This window comes from Jeotgalibacillus sp. R-1-5s-1 (assembly GCF_004405105.1).
Lineage (GTDB): Bacteria > Bacillota > Bacilli > Bacillales > Jeotgalibacillaceae > Jeotgalibacillus.
The window spans coordinates 262,943-275,723 of sequence record NZ_SORW01000053.1; the positions used below are offsets into that span (position 1 = coordinate 262,943).

Annotated in this window: 11 protein-coding genes; all 11 read right to left on the reverse strand. The window is 44.1% G+C overall.

Annotated features, from left to right (window positions below; all coding sequences use genetic code 11):
* Positions 1–20: 20 nt before the first annotated feature.
* The gene (gene hemL, locus E2491_RS16770) at positions 21–1,313 is read right to left on the reverse strand and encodes a glutamate-1-semialdehyde 2,1-aminomutase (RefSeq protein ID WP_134376771.1); all 1,293 of its coding nucleotides are present in this window, start codon (positions 1,311–1,313) and stop codon (positions 21–23) included.
* 25 nt (positions 1,314–1,338) lie between these two features.
* Positions 1,339–2,319 (reverse strand): porphobilinogen synthase, encoded by a 981-nt coding sequence (gene hemB / locus E2491_RS16775; RefSeq protein WP_134376900.1) that lies wholly within the window; start codon positions 2,317–2,319, stop codon positions 1,339–1,341.
* Positions 2,320–2,335: 16 nt separating this feature from the next.
* A complete protein-coding gene (locus E2491_RS16780; protein WP_134376772.1) occupies positions 2,336–3,112 on the reverse strand; it encodes a uroporphyrinogen-III synthase in 777 nt (258 codons plus the stop codon).
* Positions 3,113–4,042: a hydroxymethylbilane synthase gene (hemC, locus tag E2491_RS16785; protein ID WP_134376773.1), complete on the reverse strand. Its 930-nt coding sequence runs from the start codon at positions 4,040–4,042 to the stop codon at positions 3,113–3,115.
* An 81-nt stretch (positions 4,043–4,123) separates the two neighbouring features.
* Positions 4,124–4,957: a cytochrome c biogenesis protein gene (locus E2491_RS16790; protein ID WP_134376774.1), complete on the reverse strand. Its 834-nt coding sequence runs from the start codon at positions 4,955–4,957 to the stop codon at positions 4,124–4,126.
* 15 nt (positions 4,958–4,972) lie between these two features.
* Entirely contained in the window at positions 4,973–6,322 is a 1,350-nt protein-coding gene (gene hemA / locus E2491_RS16795) for a glutamyl-tRNA reductase (RefSeq protein WP_134376775.1), read from the reverse strand.
* Positions 6,323–6,390: 68 nt separating this feature from the next.
* The gene (locus tag E2491_RS17780) at positions 6,391–6,519 is read right to left on the reverse strand and encodes a hypothetical protein (RefSeq protein ID WP_256369362.1); all 129 of its coding nucleotides are present in this window, start codon (positions 6,517–6,519) and stop codon (positions 6,391–6,393) included.
* Positions 6,520–6,910: 391 nt separating this feature from the next.
* On the reverse strand, positions 6,911–7,501 hold the full coding sequence (gene yihA, locus E2491_RS16800) for a ribosome biogenesis GTP-binding protein YihA/YsxC (RefSeq protein ID WP_134376776.1): 591 nt from the start codon (positions 7,499–7,501) through the stop codon (positions 6,911–6,913).
* Positions 7,498–9,822 carry an endopeptidase La gene (gene lon, locus E2491_RS16805; protein ID WP_134376777.1) on the reverse strand — a complete coding sequence of 775 codons (2,325 nt, stop codon included), beginning with the start codon at positions 9,820–9,822 and terminating at the stop codon, positions 7,498–7,500. The genes yihA and lon overlap by 4 nt, the downstream gene beginning before the upstream one ends.
* 156 nt (positions 9,823–9,978) lie before the next feature.
* A complete protein-coding gene (gene clpX, locus E2491_RS16810) occupies positions 9,979–11,250 on the reverse strand; it encodes an ATP-dependent protease ATP-binding subunit ClpX (RefSeq protein ID WP_134376778.1) in 1,272 nt (423 codons plus the stop codon).
* A 241-nt stretch (positions 11,251–11,491) separates the two neighbouring features.
* Complete coding sequence (gene tig, locus E2491_RS16815; RefSeq protein ID WP_134376779.1) at positions 11,492–12,781, reverse strand: trigger factor; 1,290 nt, start codon at positions 12,779–12,781, stop codon at positions 11,492–11,494.

Here is a 12,781-nt window from a genome sequence, read left to right on the forward strand (position 1 = left end):
TTCACTCTCTTCCCACTTTTTTATTTTGTTGACAGCTGCTTAAATGCTGTCTCTACTGCCTCAAGTGTTTTTGCTACATCTTCATCAGAATGAACGGTGGACAGGAACCAGCCTTCAAACTGGGAAGGCGGAAGGAATACACCATTTTCCGCCATCAGACGGTAGAACTCACCAAACATGTTCAGATCAGAAGATTTTGCCGTTTCAAAGTTGATGACCTTCTCATTTGTAAAGAAGAAGCCTAACATTGACCCCGCACGGTTAACAGAATGTGGAATACCATATTGCTCAGCAAGTCTTGTAAAGCCTTCCTCAAGCTGATCTCCCACTTTGATAAAATGGTCATAGCTTTCTTCTGTCAGCTGAGACAACGTTGCATAACCTGCAGCCATCGCAAGCGGGTTTCCTGAAAGGGTGCCTGCCTGGTAAATCGGCCCTGCCGGTGCAATGTGGTCCATAATTTCCTTTTTACCGCCGAAAGCACCTACTGGAAGTCCGCCGCCGATTACTTTACCAAGACACGTCAGATCAGGCGTTACTCCAAGATGGCCCTGGGCACAATTAAACCCGACACGGAAACCGGTCATGACTTCATCAAAGATCAGCAGTGAACCGTGCTGTTCAGTCAGGCTGCGCAGTTCTTCAAGGTAGCCTTCAACCGGAGGAACAACGCCCATATTTCCAGCCACAGGTTCTACAATTACACCTGCAATTTCATGGCCGTATTCTTTAAAAACATATTGAATGGATTCAAAATCATTGTATGGAACCGTGATCGTATTTTGCGCCACGCTTGCCGGAACGCCTGGTGAATCAGGTAAACCGAGTGTCGCAACACCGGATCCCGCCTTAATCAGGAGGCTGTCTCCGTGACCGTGATAGCATCCTTCAAACTTGACGATTTTATCTCTGCCCGTATACCCGCGTGCCAGACGAAGGGCACTCATTGTCGCTTCCGTACCTGATGATACCATTCTTACTTTTTCAATAGAAGGGACACGGTCAATGACGAGCTGTGCCAGCTTATTCTCAGACAAGCTTGGCGCACCAAAGCTTGTACCGGATAAAGCCGTTTGTTGAATTTCACTGACTACGTGATCATCTGCGTGACCTAAAATTAAAGGACCCCATGACAGTACATAATCAATATACTCATTGCCATCTATGTCGTAAATTTTTGATCCTTTACCTTTTTCCATGAAAATCGGATCCATATTAACCGATTTAAATGCACGGACCGGACTGTTCACACCGCCCGGCATTAATGCTGAAGCTGTCTCAAAAGCTTCTTTTGAATTCGAATACGAACGCATAGTACCGCTCCTTTATGTGAATAGATTACTTTTCCTGAAGCCATGCAGCTGCTTCTTTTGCATGATACGTAATTATCAGGTCTGCCCCTGCACGCTTCATGCTCGTCAGCTTTTCCAGAATGATTTCTTTTTCATTGATCCATCCGTTTGCTGCTGCCGCTTTAATCATGGAATACTCACCGCTGACATTATAGGCAACGACCGGCTGGTTAAAGCGGTCCTTTACATCTCTCATGATGTCCAGGTAAGAAAGTGCAGGTTTTACAATGAGAAAATCTGCGCCTTCATGGACGTCAGACTCTGCTTCTCTCAACGCTTCCAGTCTGTTCGCAGGGTCCATCTGATACGTTTTGCGATCTCCGAATTGCGGTGAGCTGTGCGCTGCATCACGAAACGGTCCGTAAAAGCTGGATGAATATTTCACCGCATAACTCATAATCGGAACATCATAAAAACCTGCTTCATCCAGACCGTGACGAATCGCTGCAACAAAGCCGTCCATCATATTTGAAGGAGCAATAATATCCGCTCCTGCCTTCGCCTGACTGACAGCCGTTTTAGCAAGCAGATCAAGCGTTGGATCGTTCAGCACTTTTCCGCCTTCTACAATGCCGCAGTGACCGTGATCTGTATACTGACAGAGACACGTATCCGCTACAACGACCATTTCAGGTGCTTTCTCTTTAATTAAACGGGTTGCCTGCTGAACAATTCCCTCTTCAGCATAAGCCTGACTGCCCACTGCGTCTTTTTCCTTCGGCACGCCAAACAAAATGACGGAAGGAATACCCAACTCAGTCAGCTGGTTAATCTCATCCATTACACCATCTAAGGAAACGTGATACACACCAGGCATAGATGGAACCTCTTTTCTGATTCCTTCACCCTCCACAACAAATAAAGGATAGATGAAATCCTCAGGACGAAGCCAGGTTTCCCTTACCATTGCACGCATTCCATCAGTAGAACGCAACCGTCTGTGACGATCAAATTGAAGTTCCTTCATCATCAAAAACCTCCTGTTATTCCATACACGCTGCTATTTTTTCTATCATCGCTTTTATTGTATAGTCTGCCGGTTCCATATGTACAGGCAGACCTCTTTTGAATAGTTCTGAGGATGTCGTTGGCCCAATACTGGCAATTTTAACGCGTCCTTCCTTCATACGCGTTAAAATCGGCGCACCAGCTTTTTCTGCACTTTCTACAAAATGCCTCACTGCTGAAGGACTGGCAAAAGTGACAACATCCACTTGAGTGATGGACGACAGCTTTTCTGTGTCAATGTCTGGCTTGAACGTTTCGTATAGCGTCCAGACTTTGCAGGTTGCCCCTTCCTTCTCAAAAGCAGCAGCAATTTCACCCCGTGCAATATTCCCCTGTGGAAAGAGCATGTTCAATCCCCTTACCTCATCAGCCGGAAATTCTTTAATAAAGTCAGCACCCTTGAAGCTCGACGGAACAAAATCAGCTTCTATCCCGTGATCATAAAGAAAAGCAGCTGTTTTTTGACCAACTGCTCCTACTTTACATAACCGTAATTCAGATACAGCATCTGCTTCCGTCAACCGGTCAAGGAAATACTTCGCTGCATTACGGCTGGTCAGAATCACCCAGTCAAATGTGCCGAGCTGATTAATCATTGACTGTCCATGGCTGCCGTGCAAAGCTCTTGTCTCGATCATTGGGAGAATCAACGCTGTTCCTCCCAGCTCTTCAATCATGAACTGATCCCTTTTCGCCTGATCAATCGGACGCGTCAGCAGGATGGTTTTGTTCGAAAGGGAGCCTGTCATCATTTACTCTCCCTGTTCTTCTTTTACCTGATCAATCAGCTTTTTCGCCCCTTTTTCAGTCATCAGCGCTGCTGCACTTAACCCTACTTCCATTGGATCCGATCCGGAAACCACTTCTTTGTAAACCGTCTGTCCATCGGGAGATGCCACGAGGGCCGTGAGCGTGACTTCATTACCTGACAGTTCAGCAAAACCGGCAATCGGCACCTGACATCCACCTTCCATTTTATGAAGGAAGGCACGTTCAGCTGTCACTGTGGCAGACGTTTCACGATCTGTAAAACGGTCCAGAAGTGTGCGGAGCTCTGTGTCATCCTCACGGCATTCGATCGACAGTGCACCCTGCCCGATCGCAGGCAAACAATCCTCCGTAGATAAAAACTCAGAAACGATATCTTTTGACCAACCCATTCTGGAAAGACCGGCAGCTGCGAGAATAATCGCATCAAAGTTTTCTGTTTCAAGCTTCTTTAGGCGCGTATCGATATTTCCACGGATCCACTGAATATTCAGGTCCGGCCTTTTAGCCAAAATCTGAGCACTGCGTCGAAGACTGCTCGTTCCCACAATGGCTCCTGCAGGAAGCTCAGCCAATGTCTCACCGTTTTTCGAAATCAGCGCGTCGCGTGCATCCTCACGCACAGGAATACTGCCGATCACCAATCCTTCAGGAAGCTCAGCAGGCATATCCTTCATACTATGAACAGCCATGTCAATTTCATGGTCATACATTGCCTGTTCGATTTCTTTTACAAAGAGACCTTTCCCGCCAACCTTTGAAAGCTGGACATTCTGAATCTGGTCTCCTTTTGTTACGATTTCTTTAATTTCAAATTCTGTTCCCGGCTCAAGCTGTTTAAGCTGCTCAATCACCCATTTTGTCTGTGTAATGGCCAGCTTACTTCTTCTGGAACCTACAATAATTTTTCGCATGAAAGAAACCTCCACTTTGTTCATCTTCAACTAAGAATTTTTTATCCTTATATCCTGTGTAAACGGATTAATAAAGCTTTTTTAAGAATACCAGAAATGAAAGGACGATAATCGGCTTCCAAGCAGGAAGTTAATAATCAGACAGAGAAAAGCCATCGTGTTAAAAATGGCAAGTGTTCTGCCGGATTCCCCTCTGCCAAATCTCCGGTACAAAAAGACACCGTAAATACCAAGCAGTAAAAACGACCCGATAATTTTCACATCATACCAAATCATATAAGGTAACGAAATGACCGCCCACTGAACCCCGAGAATAAGGCTTAAAAGTAAGAGCGGGAATCCGATTATGTTTAATATAACTGAGCCCTTTTCAAGCTTTGATAAATCTGTAATTCTTTGAAGCTTCTGTCCCCACTTTTTCTTTTTCAGCAATCTGTACTGCAGCAAATATAAAATGGAAAAAACGACAGATACCGAAAATGCCGCGTAGGAAACAATCGCCATCGTTATATGAATCAGTAAAAGCTCCGACATCAGACGCTCTGCCGCTGCATTGGTGGATGCCTGAACCGGCGCAAAAGTATGAATCGCCATAAAAGTAAAACCGATGACGTTGACAAAAAAAACGGTGAAGTCTACACGCATTACACGATTAATCGCTAATGACAGTGTGACTAACACCCATGCGTAAAAATAGATGCCTTCAAACAAGGTTAAAACAGGAAATCTGCCTGTTCTCATCATATATAAAAATAAAAAGATTGTTTGAAGAACCCAAACAATCGTTAAAAGCCAGAAGGCTAAACGGTTAGCCTTCTGGTCTTTTTGCAGATAATCCATAAAGTATAACAGTACGCTCACCGCATAAAGGATGAGCATGACTTCATGAAGGCGGGTCATGGACAGTTCAAACATCTGTAATCCCCCAAGCTATGGCTGTAAGGACAGCTCCGGCTGACGAACCGCTGACGTTGATTTTTCAACAGATTTAACCGGCTGAACAGCATCTCTTACCTGATCTTCCAGGTTAAAGATTTTCATGAACAGCTCAAGTTTTTCGTCACCGTCCGGTAATGCAGCGAGTTCTTTTGCCTGCAAGATCGGATCCTTCAGCAGCTGATTAATAATGCTCTTTGTATGCTTGCTTAATACTTTGCGTTCGCGATCTGTCAGACTCGGCATCTTACGTTCGATGCTTTCCATTGTCTCAGCCTGAATGGCCAGCGCTTTCTCACGAAGAGCGGAAATGACTGGAACAACACCAAGCATATTAAGCCACTCTTTGAAGGCAACGATGGTTTCTTCAACCATGATTTCAATCTGTTCAGCTGCCTGTTTACGTTCTTCAAGATTCGCCTGAACAATTCCTTCAAGATCGTCAATATCATAAAGAAATACGTTGTCCAGCTCATTTATTGATGGGTCAAGGTCACGCGGTACCGCAATATCTACCATAAAGAAAGGACGACCCTTTCTCATTCTCTCAACGTGAATCATCATTTCTTTATCAATGAGGGCTTCTTTTGCACCGGTTGAAGTAATCAGAATATCCGCTTCAACAAGTGCACATTGAAGCTCACGCAATTCTTTTGCACTTCCGGAAAATTTATCTGCAAGTGCTACAGCTTTTTCAAACGTGCGGTTAATCACCGTTACTTTTGTTGCGCCGCTTCCCTGCAGATTCTGAATCGCAAGCTCACCCATTTTTCCTGCACCAAGGATTAATACATGCTTTTTATTTAAATCGCCAAAAATCTTTTTGGCAAGCTCAACAGCAGCATATGACACAGAAACTGCATTGGATGCAATATCCGTTTCAGCATGTGCTTTTTTAGCCAGTGTAATCGCCTGCTTAAACAACTCATTAAAAACAGTACCTGTTGCGCCGTTTTCCTGAGAAGTAAGGAAGCTTTTACGAACCTGTCCCAAAATCTGCGTCTCTCCAACGATCATAGAATCGAGTCCGCAGCTTACTTTAAACAGGTGCTCCATCGCACCATCTTTTTCATAAATAAATAGATAAGGGCTGAATTCATCTTTATCAAGCTGAAACCAGTCAGCAAGAAACTGCTTTATATAATAACGACCTGTATGAAGCTGATCTACGACTGCGTAAATTTCCGTTCGGTTACACGTTGAAACAATGACGTTTTCCAGAATGCTCTTTCTCGCCTGGAGCTCCGTCATTGCTTTACTTAGATCCGCTTCCTGAAAAGAAAGACGCTCTCTAATCTCTACAGGGGCCGTTTTGTAATTCAATCCTACAACTAAAATGTGCATGTTTGAAAGACACCCCCAGAAGTTAATCACTATTTCTATTATAACATGCTGTAACCACTTTCATGAGCTTAAATGTGAACAAGCATTGAAACCCGTTCACTGACGATCTTATGCAGCATCCGGACTGAATCCGGTTCGCACGGCTGCATAACGATGACTTCTGAGTCAAGAGTACCAGACCGGTATGTTGAATTCAACTGTTCAGCTCATTTTCAGAACCTTCTATGTTACAGGTATGCCCGAATGTGACAAAATTGAAACAAAAAAAGGAACAAGCCTGTTATGGCGTTGTTCCTTTTTGTTTATTATCTAAAAACCGCGACGGGGACATCCTCCGCTTTCCGCGGCCGCGCGGTGAACCCGCCTGTGCTTCGCACATTCGGGTTCACTTGACCCTTTCCGCCACAGGAGTCTGCGGATGTCCCCGTCGCTAAGGTGTAGCAATTCTCCGTATCAGTCCTATAAAAAAAGAAGGAAGTTAAACAAATAACATATTTATCTCTGATCATCGAAGTGATACTGTCTGACAGACACGACAAGGCATTAAGTTTACTGTCTTCTTATAATGCTCTTGTGAAATCTCTTGTTCTACTTATCTTTCATTTTGCGTTCGATAAATTTCCATGCTTCGTCTTTGCCGAGGCCGGTTTCTGAGGAGAACATGATGAGTTCGTCTCCCGGTTCGATTTCGAGTGTTTTTCTTGTGACGCTCAGGTGTTTTTGCCATTTACCTTTTGGAATTTTATCGGCTTTTGTTGCGACGATCAGGCATGGAATTCCAAAATGCTTTAGAAAATCGTACATCATGATGTCGTCGTTTGTTGGCGGATGACGGAGGTCGACGATCATGATGACGGCTTTGAGCGGTTGTCTTCCGGTCATGTATGTTTCAATCATTTTACCCCATGCAGCACGTTCTGTTTTAGAAACTTTGGCGTAGCCGTAGCCCGGTACATCGACAAAGTAGAGTGCTTCATTGAGAAGATAAAAGTTTAATGTCTGGGTTTTACCCGGTTTTGATGAAATACGCGCCAGTGCTTTACGGTTAATCATCTTGTTGATGAATGATGATTTACCAACGTTAGAACGGCCTGCCAGAGCAAATTCCGGAAGTCCACCTTCCGGATATTGCTCTGGTTTTACCGCACTGATCACGATTTCAGATTGTGTAATTTTCATTTTGATTCACCTGCTAATGCCTTTTCTAATACTTCATCTACATGAGTAACGGGTATAAATGTTAATTCTTCACGGACACTTTCTGGAATATCGTCGATGTCACGCTCATTTTCTTTTGGAATAATAATGGTTGTCAGACCTGCACGGTGGGCGCTGAGTGCTTTTTCCTTGAGACCCCCGATCGGCAGGACGCGGCCACGGAGTGTCACTTCACCTGTCATCCCGACTTCCCGTCTGATTGGACGATCCGTGAGGGCCGAAACAAGAGCTGTGACAATGGTGATACCTGCTGAAGGACCGTCTTTTGGAACAGCGCCTTCTGGTACGTGAATATGAATGTCATGCTTTTCATGGAAATTCTCTTCAAGGTTAAGCTGCTCTGCTTTAGAGCGGACAAATGAAAAGGCTGTCTGTGCAGACTCCTTCATCACATCTCCCAGCTTCCCGGTTAACACGAGTTTCCCTTTACCAGGAGAGAGTGAAACTTCTATCTGAAGCGTGTCGCCGCCTACTGTTGTATACGCCAGTCCGGTTGCCACACCGATCTGATCCTCAGTTTCAGCCTGTCCATAACGGAATTTCTTTTTACCAAGGTAATCCGAAAGGCTCTTTGTTGTCACAACCACTTTTTTCTTCTCTCCGCTGACAACGATTTTCGCCGTTTTCCGGCAGATGGCTGCGAGCTGTCTTTCGAGACTACGTACACCAGCTTCTCTCGTGTAATAACGAACGATATCTTTGATCGCTTCATCTCTAATCTGAAGGTGGGATTTTGACAGTCCGTGCTCCTTCAGCTGCTTAGGCAATAAATGATTTTTAGCGATGTTGATTTTTTCAATTTCGGTATAACCGGCGATTGTGATGATTTCCATACGGTCACGCAATGGACCTGGAATCGTCGCCAGGTTATTGGCTGTTGCAATGAACAATACCTTCGAAAGGTCATACGGCTCTTCAATGAAATGATCACTGAAAGTATTATTCTGTTCAGGGTCCAGCACCTCAAGCATGGCAGAAGACGGATCTCCTCTGAAATCATTGGACATCTTATCAATTTCATCCAGAAGGAAAACCGGATTGACAGTCGTTGCTTTTTTCATTCCCTGAATGATTCTTCCAGGCATTGCACCGACATAGGTTCTTCTGTGACCTCTGATTTCTGATTCATCACGGACACCACCCAGTGATACCCTGACAAATTTTCGTCCGATAGATTCAGCAATCGAACGGGCAAGACTTGTCTTACCAACTCCCGGAGGTCCTGCGAGACATAAAATAGGCCCCTTTAGTGACTGCGTCATTTGCTGGACTGCCAGATATTCAAGAACACGTTCTTTTACTTTTTCAAGACCATAGTGGTCACGGTCAAGAATTTTCTCAGCACGTTTGATGTCCAGGTCATCGTCTGTCGCATTCGTCCACGGAACGGTAATCAGCCATTCAAGATAGTTACGGATAACAGAGCTTTCTGCTGATGTGGCAGGTACTTTTTCGTATCTGTCCAGCTCTTTCATAGCGATTTTCTCAACAGATTCAGGCATCTCAGCTTTACGGATCCGCTTTGTCAGCTCTGAAATTTCACCTGTTTTTCCATCACGGTCGCCAAGTTCCTTTTGGATCGCCTTCATTTGCTCGCGAAGATAATATTCTTTTTGCGTGCGTTCCATAGACTTCTTCACGCGCTGACCAATTTTCTTCTCCAGGCTGAGCACTTCTTTTTCATTGTTAATCGTTTCGATTAAACGGTTTAATCTTTGCTTGATATTAGTTGTATCAAGTATTTCCTGCTTCATTTTCAGCTTTAATGGCAGGTGGGATGCAATAATATCAGCCAGTCTCCCCGGCTCTTCGATATCCAGAACGGTATTTAACGTTTCCTTGGAAATCTTTTTAGAAAGAGAAATGTACTGTTCAAAATAATCCGTCAGCGTTCTCATCAGCGCTTCAAGCTCTGGTGTTTTTTCAGGATCGTCAGGTTTCGTTTCAATTTCCACAGTGAAAAACGGCTCTTTTTCTGAGTAAGAAGTAATAGCGGCACGCTCCAGCCCTTCAACAAGCACACGAATCGTGCCATTAGGGAGCTTAAGCATCTGCTTTACTTTTGTTAAAGTACCCATTTCAGCTAAATCATTTTCGTCAGGCTGATCGATCGCCATGTCTTTTTGAGTTGAAAGGAAAATCAGGTGATCTTCCATCATTGCTTTTTCCAGTGCCGCAATGGATTTTTCTCTGCCGACGTCAATATGAAGAACCATCGAAGGATAAACGAGAAGTCCGCGTAAAGGAAGCAGTGGTAATGTGTATTGTTTTTTTTCAGTCATTGATAAGGCACCTCCATAACAGGCGATTCTGCCTGAAAAACTCAAGTAGTGTTACTTTACCCTTAATTGCATGCGACATCCGTCAAAACGAGTTTTCATGAAGAAAAAAGCTGACTCGATAAGCAATTTAACGAGTCAGCTTTCGTATCTTAAGCGTTAGGCAGATGTTCGTTGTTCATCATCAGGCTCGAGTCTCGTACCATCTTCAAGAATAAGAATCGGTCTCTCTGTCTGATCCACTGCCCCTTTAGTGATGATACATTTCTTAATATCTTCACGGGATGGAAGATCAAACATGACGTCAAGCATCAGATTCTCAATAATGGAGCGAAGACCACGTGCGCCCGTTTTGCGCTCAATGGCTTTACGGGAAATTTCGCGCAGCGCTTCTTCTTCAAACTCAAGTTCAACATCATCCAGCTCAAGCATCTTCTGATACTGCTTAACAAGAGCATTTTTCGGCTGGGTTAAAATAGATACTAGCGCTTCTTCATCAAGCTGCTCAAGCGTTGCCGTTACAGGCAGACGTCCGATAAATTCAGGGATCAAACCGAATTTTAACAGGTCTTCCGGAACGAGCTTGGCAAGAAGTTCACGTTCAGTTACATCATCTTTACTGCCACCGGAACCAAATCCGATCACTTTCTGTCCAAGACGGCGTTTGATAATCTGATCGACTCCGTCAAAGGCACCGCCGACGATAAACAGAATGTTCGTCGTATCGATCTGAATAAATTCCTGATGCGGGTGCTTACGTCCACCCTGTGGAGGAACGCTTGCTGTTGTTCCTTCAAGGATTTTTAATAGCGCCTGCTGTACACCTTCACCTGAAACATCCCTTGTAATAGAAGGATTTTCAGATTTACGTGCCACTTTATCGATTTCATCAATATAAATAATTCCCTTTTCAGCGCGTTCCACATCATAGTCTGCAGCCTGGATCAGCTTCAGAAGAATGTTTTCCACATCTTCACCAACATAACCCGCTTCAGTCAGTGATGTTGCATCCGCAATTGCGAAAGGTACATTAAGAATTCTGGCCAGCGTCTGCGCAAGCAGAGTCTTACCGGAACCGGTTGGACCGATCAGGCAGATATTACTTTTCGCAAGTTCTACATCATCAACCTTGCTGTTGGATTTAATCCGTTTATAGTGGTTATATACAGCAACAGAAAGGGACTTTTTAGCCCGTTCCTGACCAATTACGTAATCCCCTAAAATAGATAGGATTTCCTTTGGCTTAGGAACGTCTTTAAATTCCACTTCTTCTTCTGTACCAAGCTCTTCTTCCACGATTTCTGTGCAAAGCTCAATACATTCATCACAAATATATACGCCAGGACCAGCTACAAGCTTTCGAACCTGTTCTTGAGTTTTTCCGCAAAAAGAACATTTCAGCTGTCCTTTTTCATCATTAAATTTGAACATTCCATTCACCCCTTTTTCAGTCTCATACCGCAGTATGACGCGCAGCCAGGATCTTGATCCGCAGGCCGCAGGAACTCCGTGACTGTCTGTAGCATGAATTGTACCACAGTGAAACCTAAGACGAAACTAACATGATTTCTTCAATATGCTGCCAAAAAACGAGTTATGTATAACAATTGTAGGTCTTATGTTATAAAACAAGGCACGATATGATCGCGCCTTGCTTCATCTCTATATACTATTATGCAACAGTTTTGCTGTTATCTACAAGAAAATCGATCGCTTTTTGAACGCGAAGGTCATTTTCAAGGATTTCAGTAGATCCACCAAGCGCTGCTTTGATCTGATCAACTGTCATATTGAACTGCTGTGTCATGCTTGAAAGCTCTTCGTTTACATCTTCTTCTGTAACCGTAATGTTCTCTTCGTTAGCAATCGCTTCTAGAACTAGGTTCACACGAACACGCTTTGCTGCGTCTTCTTTCATCTGACCGCGAAGTGTTGCTTCGTCCTGACCGCTGAACTGGAAGTAAAGCTCAAGATTCATGCCCTGTGCGCCTAGACGCTGTTCGAATTCCTGCATCATGCGGTCAACTTCAGTGTCAACCATTGCGTCTGGAACGTCGATTTCTGCGTTGTCAGAAGCTTTTTCCACAAGCGTGTCACGAAGCTCTGTTTCAGCAGCGTTTTTCTTGTCTTCTTCAAGACGCTTTTTCGTCTTTTCTTTCAGTTCTGCAAGTGTTTCCACTTCTTCGTCTGCATCTTTAGCAAACTCATCGTTAAGCTCAGGAAGTTCCTTCGCTTTGATTTCGTGGATTTTCACTTTAAATACTGCAGGCTTACCAGCAAGCTCTTCAGCATGGTACTCTTCAGGGAACGTTACTTCAACGTCCTTTTCTTCTCCAGCTGCAAGACCTACAAGCTGCTCTTCAAATCCAGGAATGAATGAACCTGAACCGATTTCAAGAGAGTAGTTATCTGCCTGACCTCCTTCAAACGCTTCGTCTCCAACGAAACCTTCAAAGTCAAGAACAACAGTATCGCCGTTTTCAACATTTCCTTCTTCTTTCACAACAAGCTCAGCCTGACGTTCCTGAAGTGCCTTCAGTTCAGCATCAACATCCCCATCAGTCACTTCAGTATCCATCTTTTCCACTTCTAAGCCTTTGTATTCACCAAGTTTTACTTCTGGCTTTACTGTTACTTTAGCAGTAAAGATCAGTTCTTTGCCTTTTTCGATCTGCTCAACATCGATTTCAGGACGATCCACTGGTGTAATACCCGTTTCTTCAACAGCTTTTGCATACGCTTCAGGAAGAATTTCATCTAAAGCATCCTGATAAAGAGACTCTACGCCGAAACGCTTTTCGAACATTTGACGAGGCATTTTCCCTTTACGGAATCCAGGTACGTTGATTTGTTTAACAACTTTTTTGAATGCAGCGTCTAATCCGCTGTTTACAGTAGCAGCGTCAACTTCAACCGTTAAAACTCCTACATTTCCTTCTTGCTTTTCCCATTTTGCTGACAT

What these genes read in the sequence shown, in the direction of transcription:
- hemL (WP_134376771.1), bottom strand. Translation starts at nt 1,313, where the DNA reads ATGCGTTCGTATTCGAATTCAAAAGAAGCTTTTGAGACAGCTTCAGCA.
- hemB (WP_134376900.1), bottom strand. Translation starts at nt 2,319, where the DNA reads ATGAAGGAACTTCAATTTGATCGTCACAGACGGTTGCGTTCTACTGAT.
- E2491_RS16780 (WP_134376772.1), bottom strand. Translation starts at nt 3,112, where the DNA reads ATGATGACAGGCTCCCTTTCGAACAAAACCATCCTGCTGACGCGTCCG.
- hemC (WP_134376773.1), bottom strand. Translation starts at nt 4,042, where the DNA reads ATGCGAAAAATTATTGTAGGTTCCAGAAGAAGTAAGCTGGCCATTACA.
- E2491_RS16790 (WP_134376774.1), bottom strand. Translation starts at nt 4,957, where the DNA reads ATGTTTGAACTGTCCATGACCCGCCTTCATGAAGTCATGCTCATCCTT.
- hemA (WP_134376775.1), bottom strand. Translation starts at nt 6,322, where the DNA reads ATGCACATTTTAGTTGTAGGATTGAATTACAAAACGGCCCCTGTAGAG.
- yihA (WP_134376776.1), bottom strand. Translation starts at nt 7,501, where the DNA reads ATGAAAATTACACAATCTGAAATCGTGATCAGTGCGGTAAAACCAGAG.
- lon (WP_134376777.1), bottom strand. Translation starts at nt 9,822, where the DNA reads ATGACTGAAAAAAAACAATACACATTACCACTGCTTCCTTTACGCGGA.
- clpX (WP_134376778.1), bottom strand. Translation starts at nt 11,250, where the DNA reads ATGTTCAAATTTAATGATGAAAAAGGACAGCTGAAATGTTCTTTTTGC.
- tig (WP_134376779.1), bottom strand. Translation starts at nt 12,781, where the DNA reads ATGTCAGCAAAATGGGAAAAGCAAGAAGGAAATGTAGGAGTTTTAACG.